The organism is Sulfuricurvum sp. (genome assembly GCF_028713855.1).
Classification (GTDB): domain Bacteria; phylum Campylobacterota; class Campylobacteria; order Campylobacterales; family Sulfurimonadaceae; genus Sulfuricurvum.
In genome coordinates, this window is sequence record NZ_JAQTNN010000004.1 from 130,518 (window position 1) to 150,985 (window position 20,468).

Genomic DNA, 20,468 nt, shown 5'->3' on the forward strand with positions numbered 1-20,468 from the left:
TTCGTCTCTATAATTGGGGTGAAAATATCCGCATGAAATTCTCCAATACCACCCTTTGTTTCGACCCTTTTTTCATACCCGATACCGAATGCGCAATGAGACTTTTTATCCACTCATCCATCTGCGCAATGACCGGCTCCGTATAGACGAAACTAACCACTTCGTAATTTAGAAATAGGCTTCGGTTATCAATGTTAACCGACCCCAACATAACCGCATAATCATCGAACAAAACGGCTTTTGTATGAAGCATATTGCCCTGATAAAGCAACACGTCGATGCCATTCTCTTCGGCTTCACGCATATAGCTGCTGCGGACTATATCGCTTATCCAATGATCGGAGATACGAGGCGTGATCAATCGGACATCGACCCCTTTGTGTTTAGCGATGATCAGAGCCCGAAGAATCGTCTCATCGGGCACAAAATAAGGGGTGACGATCCATATCCTATGACCGGCGGAATGGATCGCGCTTAACAATGCTTCATAGAGGGCATCACTGTGCATATCGGGACCGGATGGAACGACTTGAACACCATTGTGTTCAGCACATTTAAACTCTTTTTTTATCGCTGTTCTCTTTTCACCCGAAGCGTATTCGAAATCTGCCGTAAAAATCTCCGCGTAAGAGAAAACGGCTTCCCCTTCCAGACGGAAAATCATATCGATCCATCGTTTTTTTAACGCCTTAGAACCCAAATATCGCGCTTCAAGATTCATCCCTCCGGCAAGAACAACACGATCATCAAAAAGATAGATTTTTCGGTGATTGCGCAGGTTGATGTAATTTTTTAGCGGATGCTTTAAGATCGGCATGAAAAAAACCGCTTGCCCCCCTGCCTTTCTCAGCGCATGAAGAGGACTCTGATTAAAATAGAGTTTGTAGGATCCGACCGCATCGATCAATACTCGCACAGCAATCCCTTCAGAGGCTTTTTTCGTCAATGCATCCAAAATCACTTTCGTTGTTGAATCGTTTCGTAAAATATAGGTACTGATACAAATCGATTCGCATGCATGTGCAATTTCATTCAGCAAAACAGTGTAGGCATCAACCCCGTCAAAATAAAGCTGTAGTTTATTACACTCGCTCTTAGCTGCTATAGCATGCGCGGAAAGTACCGTTTCTATCGGATTGAGATATGCCTTTTGCGGCTGATGCAGTTCATGTAGGATCAGTGTACTTTTTTTACTTTTTTGCCGTATTTTTCGGTTTCCGAAAACAAAATAGAAGATAAATGCGGGAAAAGGAAACATCAGTATCGCCATAAACCAGGCAAGAATAGTGCTGTGGTTTCTTCGTAAATATAGCATATGAAGCAGGGTAATAACTTGTGCAACTATAACCAGTACTACGTATATAGTTATATAGTTCATGCTAGGCCATCCTGCTATTTCTTCCCTTGATTATACCGTTCTTGATTCATAAAACAAGCCGAATGCTCAGCCTATAACAATTCTCATAAAAAAACCATATGTATAATTATATTTCATAACAGTAAAAAGTATATTTTATACATATCTAAACTAACACTCCCTACAATACTCAATTTTAATGTCTAAAATCACTATCCATTTTTCAAGAATATAGGAATAATTTTTTGGCTATACATACCTCTTCATACAAAGGTTTTCTAAAAACGTTCAGCACTATTTCACTGCAACGTAAATTACTTTTGTTCGTTGTTATTGCTCTTTCCATGATTTTTACGCTAAGCGGTGTATTTATCTATACACTGGTCAATAATATATTTATAGAATCCGAAAAAAAACATATTGAAATAATCTCAGAATCGCTTTCATCAAAAGTAGGCATATGGTACTTTATCAACAAAGATAATGAGCATATGCATATGGAAGAGTTTCTCCAAAATTTGCTAATCGACTATAATTTAGAAAATATAACCTTCAAAGATAACAATGGAATCCTAATATCCGAAGTCAACTCAAGCGAATACACTCCGGATGATCCGTACAAGTTAACATATGAAAAAGCCGTTTATAATCCGGGATTATGCACCTCAAATAACAAAGTTGGAAAGCTTCAAATAGCGTATGCCCACCATATGCTCAAAGAACTTTCCATGAAATATTATACGGTCGGCGTCATACTGGTCCTATTACTTACGTTGTATTTTTACCTCGAAATGCGCCTATTAAAAGAGCTTCTCACCCCTTTACGAAAAATTGCTTCCCAAATCAAAGGTTATATGCCCGGCGATAAACTTGTTTTTGAATCCTTTAGCAAACATACGGATGATGTAATATCAGAGATTGTCAACGGATTTCTCCATATGCAGCAAAACATTGATGAAACGATGGAAAAAAAAGAGATCGAAAAAGAGAACAATAGAATTAAAGACGCTCTTTTAATGAAGCAGTCACGATTCATTGAAATGGGAACCATGATTAACAATATAGCGCATCAGTGGAAACAGCCCTTAAATGTTATTGAACTGTGCATTACCGATTTAACTCTAAAAGGGATGATGGGAACCGTCGATCTACACTATCAGGACAAGTTGTTTAAGGACATACATAATCAAGTGGAATTCATGTCAAAAACCATTGATATTTTTAAAAACTTTTTGAATAATGACCAACATGATAAAAGTATGGAGGTCTTTTCACTTAAAAAAGCCATTGAAGACAGTATGCTGTTGATAGGGAGTACGTTAGAAAATAAAAAAGTATCAATAACATTTAATCTCGACGAAAAGGCATCTGCTTACGGTTCAATCAGTGAAATAGAACAGGTTATCTTAATCATCATCAACAATGCCATCGATGCTCTTAGCAATAACATAACTATTGAGTGTACACAGGAGAAAACGGGAAATCTTCTTAAAATATACGACAATGGCGGAGGATTTTCTCCTGAAATAATCGACAGAGTGTTTGATGCCTATTTTACGACAAAACACCAATCTCAAGGGACAGGATTGGGTCTTTTTATTGCTAAAATGATTGTCGAAATAAAGCTTAACGGTACCATCGAAGCCCATAATTTTAACGAGGGGGCACTCTTCGTGATTAAACTCCCTTTTCCACCGACTTCAATAACTAGGTTATAATGGTAAAAAATAAGCAAGGCTTTCTCCCTATGTCCAAACACCCAACTCTCCTCCAACAATTCCGCTCATTTTGTTTTCAAAACAACGCAACCGATATCGAAAGCGCTATTGAGTATTTCGCCGTATTCGGAGGGATGGGATGGAATGTTGATATGACGAAACCTCTCGAAGAGCTGATCGAAGAAAAAATACTGGCAAACTATCGATACATACATGGTGACTTGACCAAGATCACCCAAAGCAACAAATCACATCATGCTCTCCTTTCAGCCCTTGCACTCGGCGATCGACGGGAACATTCTGCGTATCGACGAGCCAATTTACTCCGGAAAGAGGGAGAGGAATCTGCGGCTTTTTTGATCAAATTTGGCTTGCTAACGCGTGAAAAATCCCAAGAAGAGCCAGCCGATGAGAAGGAGGAAGTATCCGATCGCCTCGTATTTACCGCTGCGTTCCTACGCTTTTGGTTCTCCTCTGTCTCTCCGTATTACAAGGGGATCAAAGAGGGGGACTTTACTGAGGTGAAAGAGCGATGGGAAAATACCAAACATGCTTTTTTCGATTCGGTCTATGAGGGTCTTGTTATCGCCCTGGTAAAACAAAGTTTCAAAGAGGACTGGGTGGCTAAAGTCGGTTCCTATTGGGATAAAAACAGTGAAATCGAGATATTAGGACGAACTAAATCGGGTAAAACGCTCGCTGGTGCGTGTAAATATTCCAAATCAAAAGCCAACAAATCTGAACTTTCAAAACTCCAAGAGAGATGCGATAAGGCTAAACTCAAAGCGGATATTTTCGTTATTTTCTCCAAAAACGGATTTTCAAGCGAGTTTAAAAAGGAGAAGAGCGATACGCTTAAGCTCTACTCCCTCAAAAATCTCAAAATACTCATGGACGATCTGAGCGAAAAAGACCTTCTCGTTAATACCAATAAAAAGTACTAATGAGACGATGGACTATAACGTCGTCCCGTGCTCAAAGTTAATAAAAATCGTACTTTCCCGCTTCAATATCCGCTTTGATAGTATCAAGCGAATCTTGCATAATGGAAAGCAAAATTTTCGCCGCTTCACGATCATCACCCTCAGGCACGTCCCAATCGGTAATTGTCATGTTTGCCTTAAACATCATTAGCATCGCCTTTTGTATCTCTTCTTTTCGATTTTCGAGATCTTTTTGCACAGCGTCCATAATCATCTCCTTGTTTTACTTTTCATGACATTGATTATAGTACAAAATTGACTCCCTTACAGAGAACTGCTTAAATTTTAAACCCTTCACAGCTCATAAAGCGGTTATAATCTTTTTACTCACTTCCATTTAATCGGCTCCCTTTTTTGGGGAACTTTTTACGTCCATAGAGGGTAAAAAGGATACCGATGCCCCTCTACCATATCGAATCGCTGGGACGTGATGCCTATATCACTTCCATCGCAAAGTTCCAAGACCGTGAGAGCATACGCTTTGCTGATCAGTCGTTAGCATGGTGGGATCGCCATTTCAGCTGGAATGCGCAAGGGTGTGCGGTGCTGTGCAATGAAAGAAATGAGCATTTATGCTATCTGTTCTCAAAAATCGATCGCTATGGCGAATACATCACCCTCTACAACCTTTTTACCCCTCTCAACTCCCAACGCAATGGATACGCCACGCACATGCTCCGACTGATACTCGATCAAGCCCTCGAAAAACACGTCCGCCGAATCACGTTTTCTTCCGTTTCCGCATCACTCGATTTTTATCAGATACTCGGATTTATCTACTGGGGAGTAAACGATATCGGTGATTACTACTGCAATCTCCCCCTTCCTAAAAGCGGACTCGCTGGAATAATAGAAATGGTCCAAGAATCGGATATCAAGACTCTGATCGGATCAAATCTAGCCAAAATCAATGCCAAAATCGATGGCAATGAACGTCATCTTTCCCCAACTCAAAGCCTGATCCATAAAGCGGATATTCTCAAACTCGGAAAGAGCTATGTTCGGGGGGAACTGAAAATCTTCAAAGAGTTATCCCAATCTCCAAGGATAAATTGAGTAGAATTTCAAAAACAATCAAAGGGATTCTCATGGCATGGGCAACCGCACGACATATTTTAGTAAGTACCGCAGATGAGTGCAACGCACTTAAAGCAGAGATTGAAAACGGAGCCTCTTTCGCTGAAATAGCGGCAGAACATTCACAATGTCCATCCGGCCGTAAAGGGGGAGATTTGGGACGATTCAGCCCCGGACAAATGGTTCCTGAATTTGATAAAGCGGTATTTACCGGTGATGTCGGCGTACTATATGGCCCAATTAAAACTCAATTCGGTTACCACTTACTCGAAGTAACGAGCAGAGGGTAATCACCTCCGGTATGCAAAGTACCCCTGAATCTTCATATGATCTAATCGTCGTCGGAGCCGGAGCGGCAGGTATCATGGCCGCCATTACTTCCGCACGGCGGGGACATCGCGTCCTACTCCTCGAAAAACTCTCCAAAATCGCCGCAAAGCTAAAAGCAACCGGCGGCGGACGATGTAACCTTACCAACACCCTCTCAAATGACGATTTTATGGCACGATTCGGACGGGACGGACGGTTTATGACCCCTGCTTTGAACGCACTGGATCACAAAGCACTTATCGCTTTTTTCGCCGAAATCGGGGTAGAGAGTCATGCACCGGATGGTTACCGTGTTTTTCCGATTTCCCACAGCTCGGTCACTATTATCACCGCACTCGAAGAGGAGATGGAAAGGCTGGGAATTACCCTCATCACCTCGGCACGTGTCGAGGGGCTGGAACACAACGGTGAACGTATCTGCGCAGTAAGTACCGATTCTCAAGTCTATAATGCACCTAACGTCATCATCGCCACAGGGGGTCTGGGGTATCCGCAACTGGGAGCGGAAGGGGACGGATTTAATCTTGCATCCCAAATCGGGCACAAAGTTACGGAACTCTATCCCGCTATGATGCCTCTTCGTACCAAAGAGATATGGGTAGCGCAGTGCCGTGCAGACACCATCCCCAAAGTCGAGATTCGTATCGATCTGACTAAAGCCAAAAATATCCGCGCTCATGGGGATCTAATTTTCACCCAAAACGGTATTCGCGGCCCCGTCGTCCTCGATGTCGCCCGCTATATCACTCCGCTTATCGAAAAATACGGCTCCGTTCCTCTGCTGATCAACATGACCAAAGGGCTGAATGAAGAGCAGATTCGAGCTCATATTAAAAAAGAGATAGACAGAAATCCCGAACAATCCATACTAATTCATATGATGACCCTTTTGCCGGAATCACTGAGTCGTGCACTCTGCACACTTGCCGAAGCCGATCCCGATAAAGGGTTTAATAAACTCGAAGGCTACCAGCGAGACCGTCTCATCAAGCTCCTAGCATGGACACCGCTTACCGTGATCGGTCATGACGGATTTAAAATGGCAATGATCACCCGTGGCGGTGTATCGCTCAAAGAGATACGCCCTGAAAGCATGGAGAGTAAAATCATCAACGGTCTCTACTTCTGCGGCGAAGTGATGGATCTCGACGGTCCATGCGGCGGATATAATTTACAATGGTCATTTGCCAGCGGATATCTGGCGGGACATTTGGGATCACTTTTCCATTAGGAAAGCCAACACACTCTCCGTCCACATACACAAATACATTTTCCATAAAAATACCGCAAAAAGATTCATCTCCTTATTATCCGATTTTTTACGCTATAAAATTTATTATTTTTAAATATTCTTTTAGTATACAAGCACTAAGATTATTATATTTGGTTTTAAAAAAATACATTGAGCGTATACATCTTTACTTAAAGGGGAAGGTATGAACGAGTTATCAGTATTATGGCAAGAGTGGACGACGCCCTATTCCTTGGAATTAATCAAGAATGGAATACTTTTAGGCGTTTTTGCCGGGATTTCGGAAGGATATCTTGTCAATCTATTAATGAAGGCTATGGGAATGTTCGATATTGTAATGATTTATAGCAAATAATCTGACAAAATCATTTGAGCACCCCTACTAGTTATCTCCACGCTAAATAAATCCTTAGTCTATTTCTATATTTAGAAAACTTATATATTAATTATTTTTCCTGTTTTATCATGTGTCATATTTATCCAAGGAGTCAGTCATGTTACGGATGCTATCTTCTATCCTATTTGTCGGATTGTTATCTTCCTCAGTGAGTGGTGTCGAATACGACGGTGAAAAAAGTGTTATTTTCGAAACCAAATACGATGTATGTGTCATCCCTCCTCAGGTTGATGACGCCATCGCAAAAGGGGTTAACGTTGTCGACGTCGTAACGGCAAAAAAACTTTACGATCAAAAATGCAATTTTTATGATGCACGCGAAAAACGCCATTATCTAAAAGAGCACATCAAAGGAGCCTATCCGGTCTATTTTGATGTTTCCAAAGCAGAGTACATCGTGATACAGCTTCCTAAAGACAAAGACGAAAAAGTTCTGTTTTATTGCTACGGGGAAACATGTGCCAACTCGTATGAAGCCGCTTTAGCCGTTCGAAAACTCGGATATACCCATGTGTACTGGCTACTCAACGGATTTGGCGAATGGAAAGAGAACAAATATCCCATCGAAGCACAATAGACAAATGGAATATTAATCTCAAATCCCCTACAATGAGTCTCTAAATATGAAACAGAGACTCGAAAGGGCAATGTGCAAAAATACATCCATTATGACCCCTCCCCTGAAGATATTTACACTTTTCATATGCAAGTGAATTCAGACAGTGGGCATCACTACTACAAGATCCATTTATCTGAATTGAGCGAGGGACAGCGAAAACACATTTCTCAGCGTTTTGGCGTATCTTTGAATATCTTGGAGAGTGAGCCCTATCTTGTGTTGGTCAGAATGATAGATATCTAAAACCTTCATTTCGCTATACTACACCCTATTAACGTATTTATACGAAGGTCATCGATGCCAAAAATATTTCTCCTTTTTCTCTTATCCGTGTTGATACTTACCGGATGCAAAAAAGATGAACCGATAACGTATCAAGGCTATGTTGAGGGCGAATACGTCAACATAGCCTCATCTCAAAGCGGAAGACTCGATAAGCTGTTTGTGTCACGGGGAGACAATGTAAAAGCCGATTCACCCCTCTTTGTATTGGATTCTGAAAATGAAACGGCACAGCTTCATCAAAATGAATCCGAATTAGCCTCAGCGCAAGCGGTGCTAAACGATATGCAAAAAGGTTCCCGTACCGAAGAACTCGATGTTATCAAAGCCAAACTCACCCAAGCCAAAGCGGATGCCGATAATTTTAGAGAACAACTTAACCGTAACCAAGAACTCTATAAAGCTAACGCTCTCTCCAAAGAAGCACTCGATAACACGACAGCATCCGCTCATAGAAGTGCGGCGTTGGTGAATGAACTGCAAAAAACCCTGAAGGTCGCCCAGATCGGTGATCGTAGCGACCGTATTGAAGCCCAAAAAGCCAAAATAGATCAAATTCAGGCGCTAATCACCCAAACCACGTGGAAGTTGAGCGAAAAAGCGCGTAAATCACCCTCCGATGCAATCGTATTTGACACGTTGTACCGTGAAGGAGAATTCGTCCCTATGGGGGGAATCGTGGTACGTTTACTCCCGCCGCAAAATCGGAAAATACGCTTTTTTGTGCCGCAGAATATCGCTGAAAAACTTACCGTCAATCAAAATCTGACCATCGTTTCACGCAGTGACGGGAAAAAGCTCTCCGCACATGTTACCTATATTTCAACGGAAGCGGAATATACCCCTCCGATCATTTACAGTAACGAAACCAAAGATCAACTCATTTATATGATCGAAGCCTATCCGCTGAGTTCCGATGCTCCATTACTCCATCCCGGTCAGCCTGTGGAAGTTTCTCTTGAACACTCCTGATTATGCGATCGATGTTCGAGATCTCAACAAATATTTCGGGGATAAACATGTTGTCAAAAATCTCTCGCTCCAAGTGGGGCGCGGTGAAATCGTCGGATTTTTAGGACCAAACGGAAGCGGTAAAACAACCGCCATTCGGATGATGTGCGGACTTTTGACTCCCGATAGCGGTGAAGGACACTGCCTCGGATACAATATAGCAACCCAAAGTGATGCCATCAAGCGCGAAGTGGGGTATATGACCCAAAAATTCTCCTACTGGGAAGATTTGAGTATTCGCGAAAATCTCGATTTTGTCGCACGGGTGTATGAGCTGGCCAACCGTAAGCACGTTGTCGACGAAGCGCTCGAAACCCTCGGACTCACCTCCCGCTCATCCCAACTCGCACGCTCACTCTCCGGCGGATGGAAACAGCGTCTTGCCCTAGCGGCCTGTATGCTTCGCCATCCCAAACTGCTGCTTTTGGATGAGCCGACTGCAGGGGTCGATCCCAGTGCACGGCGCGATTTTTGGGAAGAACTTCACGAACTGGCTTCAAAGGGGGTTTCAGTACTTATAAGTACCCACTATATGGATGAGGCTGAACGATGTCACAAGCTCGCCTACATCGCCTATGGAAATCTCCTCGCGCAAGGAAGTGCCAAAAATATTATTCAGACGCAAGGTCTATCTACCTACGAGATACGAGGTGAAAATCTGATGGATATTTCCAAATTTCTTGAACGGCATGAGGCCATCGAGCAAACCGTTATTTTCGGTACAACACTCCATGTGAGCGGAAAAAATCCACAAGCGATCGAAACTCTATTAGAAGGACAAAACTTTGCGCCCATTCCCACGTCGCTCGAAGATGTTTTTATCTATCTGATGAAACAAACCCAAGATAATTTTGGAGATGAGAGTGTTTAATGCCTTCAGCTTCTCACGATGGTGGGGAATTATCATCAAAGAGTTTCTACAGCTCAAACGTGACCGTGTCACCTTCGCCATGATGGTTGGAATCCCTATCATCCAACTTGCACTTTTCGGTTTTGCCATCAACACCGATCCCAAACATCTCCCCACCGCCGTCGTCTCGTATGACAAAAGCGAGTTTACCCGTACCCTCATATCGGCTATGCAGACATCACAATACTATGCAATCGATACCCATTATACGACCCCCAACGATGCGCAAGACGCATTAAAAAAAGGAAAAATACTTTTTATCCTCACCATCCCTGCTGATTTTACCCAAAAACTTCTGCGCGGTGAAAAACCTTCATTACTTCTCGAAGCCGATGCTACCGACCCCGTTACCGTATCAACGGCACTGCTATCGATCGAAGGTATAGCCACACAGGTCGCTAAAAAAGATTTAACGGGAGCGCTTGCAGGATTTGCCAATCTGCAAAAACCATTTGATGTACGGATTCATCGCCTCTATAATCCCAACGGTATCAACCAGTACAATATCATTCCCGGTCTCATGGGGACACTGATGACCATGACCCTTACTATGATGACCGCATTGGCTATCACGCGTGAACGCGAACGGGGGACGATGGAAAATCTCCTCGCCACCCCTGCTCGGCCTCTGGAGATTATGACAGGGAAAATCATCCCCTACGTCTTTATCGGTCTTCTCCAAGCTACCCTTATTTTATGTGCATCGTATTTTGTCTTTAACGTTCCGTTTAACGGTTCAATCATTTTGGCCTACGGTGTTGCCCTGCTCTTCATCGTCGTCAATCTTACCATCGGGATCACCATCTCTTCGTTGGCACAAAATATGTTGCAGGCGCTACAGCTCACCATCTTTTATTTTCTCCCCAGCATCATGCTCTCAGGCTTTATGTTTCCCTTTTCAGGAATGCCGACTTGGGCTCAGCATGTAGGGGAACTGCTTCCACTCACCTATTTCAACCGCCTGATCCGAGGTGTTGTTTTAAAAGGGAACGATTTTGCGGCCTTATGGCCAAACATGTGGCCTCTTATGCTTATTTGTCTGCTAACGATGATTTTAGCTGTCAAGTTTTATAAAAAGACCCTCGACTAAAAAATAGACCTTATCTCGCTATAATTTCGCCTATTTTGTATTGAAATGGTCCCTATGTCTAAACTTTTTTTCATTCTCACATTCCTCTTTCATCTTGCCCTTTTCGCCGATACGCGTGTTATTTATGACATTCGTGGAGAATCTCCCCTTCTGGATGCCAACCTAACTCAATTTTTAGACAAATGGCGCACGAATACCATCACCCCCGTTAAAGAGGGAAATTACACCAATGTGATTGTCAACGGCTCACCTATGAATAAAACGATCGCTCTCACCTTCGATGATGCCCCCGATGAGAACAACACCTGCAAGCTCCTCGATATTCTCAAAACCCATAATGTCAAAGCGGCTTTTTTCATGATCGGCGGCACCATGGTTGATAGTAATACCACCGTAGTCCAAAGAGCAAGCGATGAAGGTCATCTTGTCCTCAACCATACGTTTAACCATCCGCGTCTCACCGATCTCAATGAAAGTGCCATCACCCAACAACTAACCCAAGCCGCAGAGCGTATCGAGACGATTACCGGACACTACCCACTCCTTTATCGACCACCCTATGGTTCGATCAATCCCCTCGTTGTGGATACTGTCAATGCACAAGGAATGACCACCGTCCTCTGGTCACTCGATTCGCTAGACTGGACACTCAAAGATCCCGATGCCGTTGTAACCAATGTCACAAACAACATCCGAAACGGCGATATTATCCTGATGCACCGAAATCCGACCAGTGTGGGTGCGCTCCCGAGGGTTATCGAAAAACTCACGGAACTGGGTTATACCTTTCTCCGCCTTGATGAATTACTGGTGATTAAAGCGTACCGATAGAATTACGCTATAATTACATAATCATTTGCGTCTTCGGTCTACGCTTGACATTCTTCAACGACCGCTTATCCCCCCTCTTAGATGAGGCCTATGTACCCAAGGACTATTTTATGTCATCGACACCTATCAAACGCCAGAACCATCGTATCCACCCGTGTAACCGTCCACGCAAAAATGAACTTATCCATTTTTTAATCGAACGCAATGCCGGAAAAAAGATTCTGATCGTTACTTCGAATGAATACGAAGAACTCACTACCCTTTTCGCCGGAAAAAACATCACCGTTTTATGTGATGCTGCTTTGGCAGAAACTCCCGATCTTCGCTGCGAAGTGCTTATCAGTTATGACCTCCCTGAAAAAGCGATCGTCTATATGTCACGCTTTGCCCGAGCGAGTGAATACGCTCTCATCACCCTCGATGAACAAGATCAAAAACGGCTCTATCCTATCGAATTACTCAACGGACGAACCATTACTCAAGAAGTGGTCAAAGGATTCGAACCCGATTTCGGAATCGCCGTAGACAATCAGCAAAAAGCCGAAGCAAAAGCACGACGTGATGAGCGGGAAGCTCGTGATGCGTCAGATCCGCGAAATCGTGATAAAAAACCGATCCGTGATACCAATGCACGCCCGGAACGCGTACGCGATGATGCACGCAGTGATCGTCGACCTGCACGCGGTGTGGATGACGGATTTACTTCTAAAAAACAGCATAACAGTAAACCTCGCTTTGTCGGTAAAGATGAAAGCGGTAAACCGATCTTCGAGGGGAAAACCCGCGAACGCAACCATTACATCGACGGAACACCTCGCTCCGATACTGAAAAAGCGACCAAAACTCCTTACAGCAGCAAACCGAAGTTTTTTGGTGACAAAGCCGGAAGTTCCGATGGGCGAAAACCAGCCGATGGAGAGAAAAAACCGTACGGGGACAAGAAGCCTTACGGGGATAAAAAACCGTTTGGAGACAAGAAACCCTATGGCGACAAACCTGCATTTGGTGATAAAAAACCATACGGTGACAAGAAAGCGTTTGGAGATAAAAAGCCTTTCGGTGATAAACCTGCTTTCGGAGAAAAAAAACCATACGGTGACAAGAAAGCATTTGGAGACAAAAAACCTTATGGCGACAAGCCTGCTTTTGGTGATAAAAAGCCATACGGTGACAAAAAAGCGTTTGGAGATAAAAAACCATACAATGACCGAAAGCCCGCAGAAGCACCGGCTACACCGAAACGTCCCCCTCGCCGAATAGACGTCAAATCATTCAAATCGCCTAAAGAGAGCGAATAATCTCTTATAAATCGATCTAATTAATGGTATATTAACGCTAACTCGAATACAATGTCTCTACACTATCCAATAGGAGATAACATTGGCAGGTATTTCGACAAAAGGCAGCTATGGTCTCGCCGCTATGTATGAGTTAGCACTTCATTATGGACAAGGTCATCTTCAAATTCGTGATATTGCCGAAAAAGCCAATATTCCGCAAAACTATCTGGAACAAATTCTTGCAACATTACGTAAAGAAGGATTGATTCAAAGTATACGTGGAGCGGGAGGCGGTTACTTGCTCGCAAAAGCTCCCAATACAATCTCAGTATTTGACATATTAATCGCTTTGGAAGGGGAACTTTGTAACCCCTCTGATGAGCGGTTACAAGCTATTTTGTATATATATTGGAACCGAATTCGAGAAGATATGAAAGGTGTTTTTCACGAAACACTCCAAGATCTCGTCGATCAAGGGAATGCTCTGGATCAACAATCAATGTATTTTATTTAATTTCCACCTGTTGCAGTTGATACTGCGGCAGTTTTCCATAGAGTTTTACGACCTCTCCAAACACGATTACGGCCGGACCTGTGACCAATTTTGCCGCTTTTGTCAATCCTGCCAAGGTTGTTACAACGCTTTGCTGTTCAGGACGGGAAGCATTGGCAACGATCGCTATCGGAAAATCCCTTGCTACTCCTGATTTCAGAGCTGCATTACGAATAGCGCCTGCCAAACTTAACCCCATCAATACCACAGTCGTATGATTGGGTACTTTCAAAAGCGGTATCCAATCTGTGTTAAACTTAGCATCTTTCAGATGTGCCGATACCACAGAAAAACTGGAAGCATATCCTCTCGCGGTCGGCGGAATTCCGGCACATGCCGGTCCGGCTACTGATGAAGAGATACCGGCCACAATTTCTACCTGATACCCCTGTTCTCCCAAATAAAGTGCTTCTTCCGCACCCCGTCCGAAAATATAGGGATCACCGCTTTTAAGGCGTGCAACACTAAATCCCTGCCCCGCATAATCAGCAATTAACGTATTTATCCGTTCTTGGCTGATGCTGTGGCAGCTTTTTGGTTTGCCGACATAGATTTTACGTGTTTCAGATGGAATCAATGCCAAAATCTCATCCGTGATGAGATGGTCATACAAAACGATCTGAGCTTCTTGGATAATCCGATACGCTTTGAGCGTCAACTGTTCTACATCCCCCAGACCGCAGCCTACGAGGTATACTTTTCCTTTTCTCGCCGAAAACGAATAATTGGTTTCGGCTGAATTGTTGTGAATAATTTTTGTCATTCGAGCCTCTTTATCGATTTTCTAATAGCCTCCAACAACGCATCGATATCACTGCTCTCCTGCGAATAATGGATACTAATCCGCAGCCATCCCGGCCGCGTTTGGAAAGGGGTATCATCCTCCAATCCTAACAGATCATGTCCGTAAGGTCCGGCACATGAACATCCCGCACGTGTTTGAAATCCGTCCGACTCGGACAAAATTTCACACAATGCATACGGGTCAATATGTTTAATATTAAATGAAACAATCCCGATATTTTCTGCCTTTCGACAGCCGTAGCAGGTTGCTCCCTCAATCTTATTTAACCCTTCGATAAAACGTTTGTATAAACTTTTTTTCCGTGAAGCAATCCACTTGAACCCAAGCTCATTACGAAGCTGATATGCCAATGCGGCACGTATAAGCTGTAAAATTCCCGGTGTACCGGCATCTTCACGCTCTTCCACTTCATCCACAAAAAAGTGGCTGGTGCGGCTCACATAACGCACCGTTCCACCCCCTGCAAAGGTCGGCTTGGCATCCATATCGAACAAATCTTTTCGGATAGCCAACAATCCGCACGATCCCGGACCGCCCAAAAGTTTATGCGGTGAATAAAACATCGCATCGTACAATTCGCACGGTATGTTGATATACGGTGACGAAGCCGCCGCATCAAAACAGACAACCGCGCCATGACGACGAAGTATTGCCGATATCTCCGCATACGGAGTAATCGTTCCGGTTACATTCGAAGCGATGCAAAATGTCCCTATAATCTCTCTGTCTGCATTCTCTTGGAGAATACTCTCAAGCTGTTCAAGATCGACCAACCCTTTGGCATTCAATCCGACCCTTACCGTCTCGCAAAGCGCTTCACGGTAACTGATATCATTGGAATGATGTTCATACGGTCCAACGATCACCAACGGAAGCTCATTAAGGGGCGGTAACGCCTTATAACGTGCCCGAGTTGCGGGAGGGATATAGAGTCCCAATACTTCCTGCAGCCGTTTAACAGCACCCGTAGCACCGCATCCGCACGGCATTAAGGCAAACCCCTCATCCAGACCCAAAAGCGATTTTAGATGCTCACGTGCCTGACGATAATAGTTATCGGTTCGAGCCGCCATCGACGCCTCTTTCGAATGAGTGTTTGCATAGGTTTCAAGCACTTCATGAATACGCGCTTCGATCGGTTCATACGCCAGACCGGACGCGGTAAAATCGAAATAAGTCTTTTTATGTATCCCGATCGTATTACGACCTATCTGCTTAAATTTATCACCTTTTTCAAGGAGTGGACGAAATAGTTGATTCATGATCGTATTTCTCCAATAAAAAATTTCCAAAATCGCTGCTGTTGCTGCTCTCAAAATCGTTAATCAATGACTCGATCAACACAGCGACTTCATCAGAAGCAACCTTGACCCCCGTTTTTACGGCGAAACGGCTTTGTTCACCTTCGAGATGACCTCCAACGATCAGATCAAACCCTTTGAGTCGTTCATCGCCCCGCTTTACGATCGCACCGACAAACCCCAGATCAACGATATGAGGATGGGCACACGAGTTCGGACAGCCGTTAATGCTGATACTCACCGGTTCATCAAAATCGGGGAATTTGCCATTCAGATAGTTCACCACCTCAATCGCCAAATCTTTTGTCTCACTCACCGCAAACTTACAAAAATTCAGCCCCGTACACGCCAATGTCCGCGCTTCAAAAACCGATGGATAGGGATGAAATCCAACCGCTTGAAGCGTATCGATCATCGGTTCCGTTGCATCGGTATGAACATTCAAAATCACGAAATTCTGCGTCGTCGTCAGTGTAATCCCCTCAGCCTTGTAAAGGTCTAGGATACGTCCGAGTTTCAACAGGTTTTCACCCTTGATCCGACCGCTGGTCAAGGCACACCCTATCGTGTTATACCCTTTTTTGACCGTTGCTCCGACGCCAAAATGGCTGCGTCTCGGATACGGTGTAAACGGCGCTGCATCATAACGTTCTAAGTCAACATGCGATTCTTTTTCCAATTCACTCACAAAACGCTCTACACCCCATTCTTCGACTAAATGTCCCAAACGGGCTTTGGAACGGTTATCACGCCGACCAAAATCACGATAGATACGAGCTACTGCTTCGGCAATTTTCACAATATCCCGACGTTTCACATAGCCGATATGATCGGCAATACGTCGGTTACTCGCTTGACCGCCTCCGACACTGACACTGAATCGGAGCTCATCACCGTTTTTGACAGCGGTGAAGGCCAAATCCTGTACTTCGTGCTGGATACAATGTTTGTTACATCCGCTCACGCCGATTTTGAACTTTCTTGGCAAGTTCGAAAAATCGGGATTTCCCCGATACAAATTGTTCAACGCAAGTACAACGTCACGGACATCATCAATTTGGGCATGATCAATACCATTCACCGGACAGCTCACGATATTACGAGGACAGTCTCCCGATGCTTCAAGCACACTCAGACCAACGCTCGAAAGACGTTCCAAAATTTCCGGAAAATCCTCTATTTTAAGCCAATGAAACTGTATGTCCTGCCGTGTCGTAAGATCGCCGCTTTCACGAGCGAACTGAACCGAGATTTCTCCCAATACTTCGACTTGTTGAGAGGATAAATATCCTCCTTCAAGCTTGACACGAAGCATGTAATACTGTGTCTCATCATCCGCTTCCTGAAGATTTCGGTTTTGGGTATAGATACCGTACCATTTAAACCGATCGATATCTTCAGGATCAATCACGTCACCTGTTGTAGCATATCGATAGATGTCGGCGATGACCTCCAATCCATCTTTCTCGCGCTTAATACGCTCGATACGCTCCGCTTTTGTTTCATTCGCCATAACATCTTCCTTAAACGATTGTCGCGGCATTCCAATGCGGAAAATGCCGCCGAATAAGAGCATTGAGCTCTATCTCAAATTCAGATACGGCACTTTTTTGTACCGTTCTCTCCTTCTCCGTGCTTTGGGTAATCATTCCGGCTGCTACGGTATTGTTAGTAATTTTATCGATGAGGATAAATCCCCCCATCTCTCGATTTTCTTCATACAAATCAAATGCAATCGATTCGGCTAACACCAAACGTACCGATCCTATGTCATTGAGTCCTAAAGACTCGGCATCATGACGTTCTTGAGTATTAACATCCACGCGGTAGTCAATCCCCTCAACATACACGGTTGTGACTGTTGATGCACGTTTAAATAAATAACTCTTACCTGGGAGAAACTTCTCCTCATCCATCCAAACCAAATTGGCACTAAACGCATTGCTCTGCAAAATACTCTCGTGCGTTTTAACCAAAACATTTCCGCGGCTGATATCGATCTCTTCATTCAAAAGCAACGTTATCGCATCACCGGTAGAGGCAGATTCCAAATCGCCATCATAGGTTACAATCGATTTTATCGTTGCCTGTTTTCCGGAAGGATACGTCGTGATACGATCACCTACACGAACCGTTCCGGAGGCTATTGTCCCCGAAAATCCCCGAAAATCAAGATTTGGCCGGTTAACATATTGCACTACCATTCGAAATTGCGCATCAACTGCCGCAGTGGCGAGAGGAACCTCTTCAAGAATCTCCAAAAGCGTTGATCCTTGATACCAAGGGCTCCGTTCACTCTTCGTGACTACATTGTCTCCGTCCAACGCCGAAAGCGGTACGGAATAAATCCCCTGAATCCCCAATTCTTTGGCAAAGGCATGATATTCCGCATTGATCTTATCAAAGACCTCTTGATCAAAATTGACCAAATCCATTTTATTGATGGCAACAACGACATTGCGTATTCCCAAAAGACGGACGATATACGAATGGCGACGCGTCTGTGTCACTATTCCGTATCGAGCATCAATCAAAATAATCGCTAAGTCTGCCGTAGAGGCCCCTGTCGACATGTTTCGGGTATATTGTTCATGACCCGGAGTATCAGCGATGATAAACTTGCGCTTATCAGTCGAAAAATAGCGATACGCTACATCGATCGTAATTCCCTGTTCCCGTTCACTCTGCAAACCGTCAACGAGGAGGGCCAAATCGATTTTATCCCCCGTCGTCCCCGATTTTTTACTGTCATTTTTAATACTTTCGAGTTGATCCTCGAAAATCATTTTTGAATCGTGCAAAAGACGACCGATCAAGGTGCTTTTGCCATCATCTACGCTGCCGCACGTAATAAAGCGGAGCAACTCTTTGTGTTGTTGTTCATGAAGATAGCCCTCGATATCGGTGGCTATCAAATCGGATTGATGTGCCATTAAAAATATCCTTCAATTTTTTTCTTTTCCATTGAACCAGAACTGTCGGCATCGATCAGACGACCCTGGCGTTCGCTCGTTTTTGTCAAAAGCATCTCTTGGATGATGTCCGGCAAAGTGACCGCATCACTCACCACCGCTCCGGTTAGGGGATAACATCCCAAGGTTCTAAAGCGGACGTTTTCGATCGTAGGGACTTCTCCCTCATTAAGCGGAAAACGATCATCGTCCACCATGATTTTCACTCCGTCACGTTCGACTACCGGACGCGGTGCCGCATAATAAAGCGGTACGATCGGGATACCTTCTAAATAGATGTATTGCCAAATATCCAGCTCCGTCCAGTTTGAAAGAGGGAATACCCGAATGCTCTCCCCGCTGTGAATCCGTCCATTGTAAATATTCCATAATTCCGGACGCTGATTTTTCGGATTCCAGCGATGGTTTTTATCGCGGAAGGAATAGATCCGCTCTTTCGCCCGACTTTTCTCTTCATCCCGTCGCGCTCCGCCGAAAACGGCATCAAATTCATAATAATTTAATGCCTGTTTCAACCCTTCCGTCTTCATCACGTCGGTATGAACCGCACTCCCGTGTGTAAAGGGGTTAATCCCCTGTGCAATCCCCTCAGGATTCACATGCGTGAGTAAAGTCAATCCAAGTTCTTTAATCCGTTTATCACGGAATTCGATCATCTCTTTAAACTTCCATGTCGTATCGACATGCAGCAGTGGAAACGGCAGCTTCGCCGGATAAAATGCTTTGATCGCTAAATGGAGCATCACCGATGAATCTTTACCGATCGAATAAAGCATTGCCGGATTCTCAAATTCCGCAACCACTTCACGCATAATGTGAATCGCTTCGGCTTCTAATGCCTTCAAATGTGTTTTTCTCTCATGAGGTATCATCGTTTCTCCTTTTCTACCTATTGATTAAATAAAAATAGCCCAATCAGCCAACTCTTTGCGATGCGAATACTCGTCATCATCGAGTATTCCATATAAAAAATCCAACAACTTTTTCATTGTTAGTTCCCTTTTAAATGGAGTCCACACTCCTTGTGCTCAGGATTTTCCCACCACCATCTGCCGGCGCGGATATCTTCTCCTTCACGTATCGCTCTCGTACACGGAGCACATCCGATACTCGGATAGCCTTGCGTGTGCAGCGCGTTATAAGGGACTTTATTCTTTTTAATATAGTCCCAAACTTCTTCTTCACTCCACTCGATAAGCGGATTAAGTTTTATAAGAGAGTTAGCTTCATCCCATTCGATAAGCTGCATCGTCTCACGCGTCGGAGATTGCGCACGTCGTAAACCTGTAATCCATACGTCAAGACCTTCCAGAGCTCGGCGAAGCGGTTCGATTTTACGAACCTGACAACACATTTTTCGGTTTTCAACGCTCTCTCTGAATCCGTTAATCCCCTGCATTTGATAGAGTTTCTCCACTTCACTTTGCTGTGGACAATAAACATCGACCTTGATACCGTACTTTTTATTGGTCTGATCCATCACCGTATACGTCTCTTCGGGAAGACGACCCGTATCGAGCGTAAATATTTTTGCTACAGGGTCAATTTTTGCGATCATGTCGGTTAGAACCTGATCTTCCGCACCATAACTCGAAGCCAAAGCGATACGCGCTTTATAGGTCTGTAAAAAATGGGTGAGTACCTTTTCTACCGATACATCTGCAAACCATTCATTTAATAAATTAAAATCTCCATTCATC

21 protein-coding genes are annotated in these 20,468 nt (G+C 44.0%); 13 read left to right on the plus strand and 8 right to left on the minus strand.

Annotated elements, in window-relative coordinates:
• Positions 1-7: 7 nt before the first annotated feature.
• Entirely contained in the window at positions 8-1,378 is a 1,371-nt protein-coding gene (locus PHI47_RS05470; RefSeq protein ID WP_299934684.1) for a phospholipase D-like domain-containing protein, read from the minus strand.
• A 224-nt stretch (positions 1,379-1,602) separates the two neighbouring features.
• On the opposite strand from PHI47_RS05470, the gene PHI47_RS05475 reads away from it, so the two are divergent.
• Both PHI47_RS05475 and PHI47_RS05480 read left to right on the plus strand, forming a co-directional pair.
• Positions 1,603-3,075: a HAMP domain-containing sensor histidine kinase gene (locus PHI47_RS05475; RefSeq protein WP_299934687.1), complete on the plus strand. Its 1,473-nt coding sequence runs from the start codon at positions 1,603-1,605 to the stop codon at positions 3,073-3,075.
• Between the two features lie 29 nt (positions 3,076-3,104).
• Positions 3,105-4,019: a DUF234 domain-containing protein gene (locus tag PHI47_RS05480; RefSeq protein ID WP_299934690.1), complete on the plus strand. Its 915-nt coding sequence runs from the start codon at positions 3,105-3,107 to the stop codon at positions 4,017-4,019.
• Between the two features lie 37 nt (positions 4,020-4,056).
• Here the strand turns inward: PHI47_RS05480 and PHI47_RS05485 are convergent, their stop codons facing one another.
• Positions 4,057-4,266, minus strand: a complete 210-nt coding sequence (locus PHI47_RS05485; RefSeq protein ID WP_299934693.1) for a hypothetical protein — start codon at positions 4,264-4,266, stop codon at positions 4,057-4,059.
• Between the two features lie 188 nt (positions 4,267-4,454).
• Here PHI47_RS05485 and PHI47_RS05490 point away from each other — a divergent pair, with 188 nt between their 5' ends.
• From PHI47_RS05490 to PHI47_RS05540, 11 genes are all read left to right on the plus strand, one after another.
• Positions 4,455-5,114, plus strand: coding sequence for a GNAT family N-acetyltransferase (locus PHI47_RS05490; protein ID WP_299934695.1), 660 nt, complete (start codon positions 4,455-4,457; stop codon positions 5,112-5,114).
• Positions 5,115-5,146: 32 nt separating this feature from the next.
• Entirely contained in the window at positions 5,147-5,425 is a 279-nt protein-coding gene (locus tag PHI47_RS05495; RefSeq protein WP_299934698.1) for a peptidylprolyl isomerase, read from the plus strand.
• An 11-nt stretch (positions 5,426-5,436) separates the two neighbouring features.
• Complete coding sequence (locus PHI47_RS05500; RefSeq protein WP_299934701.1) at positions 5,437-6,696, plus strand: NAD(P)/FAD-dependent oxidoreductase; 1,260 nt, start codon at positions 5,437-5,439, stop codon at positions 6,694-6,696.
• Positions 6,697-6,901: 205 nt separating this feature from the next.
• Positions 6,902-7,072 (plus strand): hypothetical protein, encoded by a 171-nt coding sequence (locus PHI47_RS05505; protein WP_299934704.1) that lies wholly within the window; start codon positions 6,902-6,904, stop codon positions 7,070-7,072.
• Between the two features lie 139 nt (positions 7,073-7,211).
• Positions 7,212-7,691 (plus strand): rhodanese-like domain-containing protein, encoded by a 480-nt coding sequence (locus tag PHI47_RS05510; protein WP_299934707.1) that lies wholly within the window; start codon positions 7,212-7,214, stop codon positions 7,689-7,691.
• A gap of 339 nt (positions 7,692-8,030) precedes the next feature.
• Positions 8,031-8,987 carry an HlyD family efflux transporter periplasmic adaptor subunit gene (locus PHI47_RS05515; RefSeq protein ID WP_299934709.1) on the plus strand — a complete coding sequence of 319 codons (957 nt, stop codon included), beginning with the start codon at positions 8,031-8,033 and terminating at the stop codon, positions 8,985-8,987.
• Positions 8,974-9,897, plus strand: a complete 924-nt coding sequence (locus PHI47_RS05520; RefSeq protein ID WP_299934712.1) for an ABC transporter ATP-binding protein — start codon at positions 8,974-8,976, stop codon at positions 9,895-9,897. Before PHI47_RS05515 ends, PHI47_RS05520 begins: the two co-directional genes overlap by 14 nt.
• Positions 9,890-11,026 (plus strand): ABC transporter permease, encoded by a 1,137-nt coding sequence (locus PHI47_RS05525; RefSeq protein WP_299934715.1) that lies wholly within the window; start codon positions 9,890-9,892, stop codon positions 11,024-11,026. Before PHI47_RS05520 ends, PHI47_RS05525 begins: the two co-directional genes overlap by 8 nt.
• Before the next feature lie 54 nt (positions 11,027-11,080).
• Entirely contained in the window at positions 11,081-11,857 is a 777-nt protein-coding gene (locus tag PHI47_RS05530) for a polysaccharide deacetylase family protein (RefSeq protein WP_299934717.1), read from the plus strand.
• A 110-nt stretch (positions 11,858-11,967) separates the two neighbouring features.
• Positions 11,968-13,155, plus strand: a complete 1,188-nt coding sequence (locus PHI47_RS05535) for a hypothetical protein (RefSeq protein ID WP_299934720.1) — start codon at positions 11,968-11,970, stop codon at positions 13,153-13,155.
• 82 nt (positions 13,156-13,237) lie between these two features.
• Positions 13,238-13,651 (plus strand): Rrf2 family transcriptional regulator, encoded by a 414-nt coding sequence (locus PHI47_RS05540; protein WP_299934723.1) that lies wholly within the window; start codon positions 13,238-13,240, stop codon positions 13,649-13,651.
• Here the strand turns inward: PHI47_RS05540 and cobA are convergent.
• From cobA to PHI47_RS05570, 6 genes are all read right to left on the minus strand, one after another.
• The gene (gene cobA, locus PHI47_RS05545; RefSeq protein ID WP_299934726.1) at positions 13,644-14,453 is read right to left on the minus strand and encodes a uroporphyrinogen-III C-methyltransferase; all 810 of its coding nucleotides are present in this window, start codon (positions 14,451-14,453) and stop codon (positions 13,644-13,646) included. The two genes, PHI47_RS05540 and cobA, sit on opposite strands and share 8 nt — an antisense overlap.
• Entirely contained in the window at positions 14,450-15,757 is a 1,308-nt protein-coding gene (locus PHI47_RS05550) for an aminotransferase class V-fold PLP-dependent enzyme (protein ID WP_299934728.1), read from the minus strand. Before PHI47_RS05550 ends, cobA begins: the two co-directional genes overlap by 4 nt.
• Positions 15,729-17,309, minus strand: coding sequence for a nitrite/sulfite reductase (locus PHI47_RS05555; RefSeq protein ID WP_299934730.1), 1,581 nt, complete (start codon positions 17,307-17,309; stop codon positions 15,729-15,731). Before PHI47_RS05555 ends, PHI47_RS05550 begins: the two co-directional genes overlap by 29 nt.
• A 10-nt stretch (positions 17,310-17,319) precedes the next feature.
• Positions 17,320-18,729 carry a sulfate adenylyltransferase subunit CysN gene (cysN, locus tag PHI47_RS05560; protein WP_299934732.1) on the minus strand — a complete coding sequence of 470 codons (1,410 nt, stop codon included), beginning with the start codon at positions 18,727-18,729 and terminating at the stop codon, positions 17,320-17,322.
• Positions 18,729-19,640 carry a sulfate adenylyltransferase subunit CysD gene (cysD, locus tag PHI47_RS05565; protein WP_299934734.1) on the minus strand — a complete coding sequence of 304 codons (912 nt, stop codon included), beginning with the start codon at positions 19,638-19,640 and terminating at the stop codon, positions 18,729-18,731. The genes cysN and cysD overlap by 1 nt, the downstream gene beginning before the upstream one ends.
• Positions 19,641-19,759: 119 nt before the next feature.
• A complete protein-coding gene (locus PHI47_RS05570; protein WP_299934737.1) occupies positions 19,760-20,467 on the minus strand; it encodes a phosphoadenylyl-sulfate reductase in 708 nt (235 codons plus the stop codon).
• Position 20,468: the final 1 nt, after the last annotated feature.

Excerpts from the sequence above, each read along its gene's own strand:
- PHI47_RS05470 (WP_299934684.1), bottom strand. The coding sequence starts at position 1,378 with ATGAACTATATAACTATATACGTAGTACTGGTTATAGTTGCACAAGTT.
- PHI47_RS05480 (WP_299934690.1), top strand. The coding sequence starts at position 3,105 with ATGTCCAAACACCCAACTCTCCTCCAACAATTCCGCTCATTTTGTTTT.
- PHI47_RS05485 (WP_299934693.1), bottom strand. The coding sequence starts at position 4,266 with ATGGACGCTGTGCAAAAAGATCTCGAAAATCGAAAAGAAGAGATACAA.
- PHI47_RS05490 (WP_299934695.1), top strand. The coding sequence starts at position 4,455 with ATGCCCCTCTACCATATCGAATCGCTGGGACGTGATGCCTATATCACT.
- PHI47_RS05495 (WP_299934698.1), top strand. The coding sequence starts at position 5,147 with ATGGCATGGGCAACCGCACGACATATTTTAGTAAGTACCGCAGATGAG.
- PHI47_RS05500 (WP_299934701.1), top strand. The coding sequence starts at position 5,437 with ATGCAAAGTACCCCTGAATCTTCATATGATCTAATCGTCGTCGGAGCC.
- PHI47_RS05505 (WP_299934704.1), top strand. The coding sequence starts at position 6,902 with ATGAACGAGTTATCAGTATTATGGCAAGAGTGGACGACGCCCTATTCC.
- PHI47_RS05510 (WP_299934707.1), top strand. The coding sequence starts at position 7,212 with ATGTTACGGATGCTATCTTCTATCCTATTTGTCGGATTGTTATCTTCC.
- PHI47_RS05515 (WP_299934709.1), top strand. The coding sequence starts at position 8,031 with ATGCCAAAAATATTTCTCCTTTTTCTCTTATCCGTGTTGATACTTACC.
- PHI47_RS05530 (WP_299934717.1), top strand. The coding sequence starts at position 11,081 with ATGTCTAAACTTTTTTTCATTCTCACATTCCTCTTTCATCTTGCCCTT.
- PHI47_RS05535 (WP_299934720.1), top strand. The coding sequence starts at position 11,968 with ATGTCATCGACACCTATCAAACGCCAGAACCATCGTATCCACCCGTGT.
- cobA (WP_299934726.1), bottom strand. The coding sequence starts at position 14,453 with ATGACAAAAATTATTCACAACAATTCAGCCGAAACCAATTATTCGTTT.
- PHI47_RS05550 (WP_299934728.1), bottom strand. The coding sequence starts at position 15,757 with ATGAATCAACTATTTCGTCCACTCCTTGAAAAAGGTGATAAATTTAAG.
- PHI47_RS05555 (WP_299934730.1), bottom strand. The coding sequence starts at position 17,309 with ATGGCGAATGAAACAAAAGCGGAGCGTATCGAGCGTATTAAGCGCGAG.
- cysN (WP_299934732.1), bottom strand. The coding sequence starts at position 18,729 with ATGGCACATCAATCCGATTTGATAGCCACCGATATCGAGGGCTATCTT.
- cysD (WP_299934734.1), bottom strand. The coding sequence starts at position 19,640 with ATGATACCTCATGAGAGAAAAACACATTTGAAGGCATTAGAAGCCGAA.
- PHI47_RS05570 (WP_299934737.1), bottom strand. The coding sequence starts at position 20,467 with ATGAATGGAGATTTTAATTTATTAAATGAATGGTTTGCAGATGTATCG.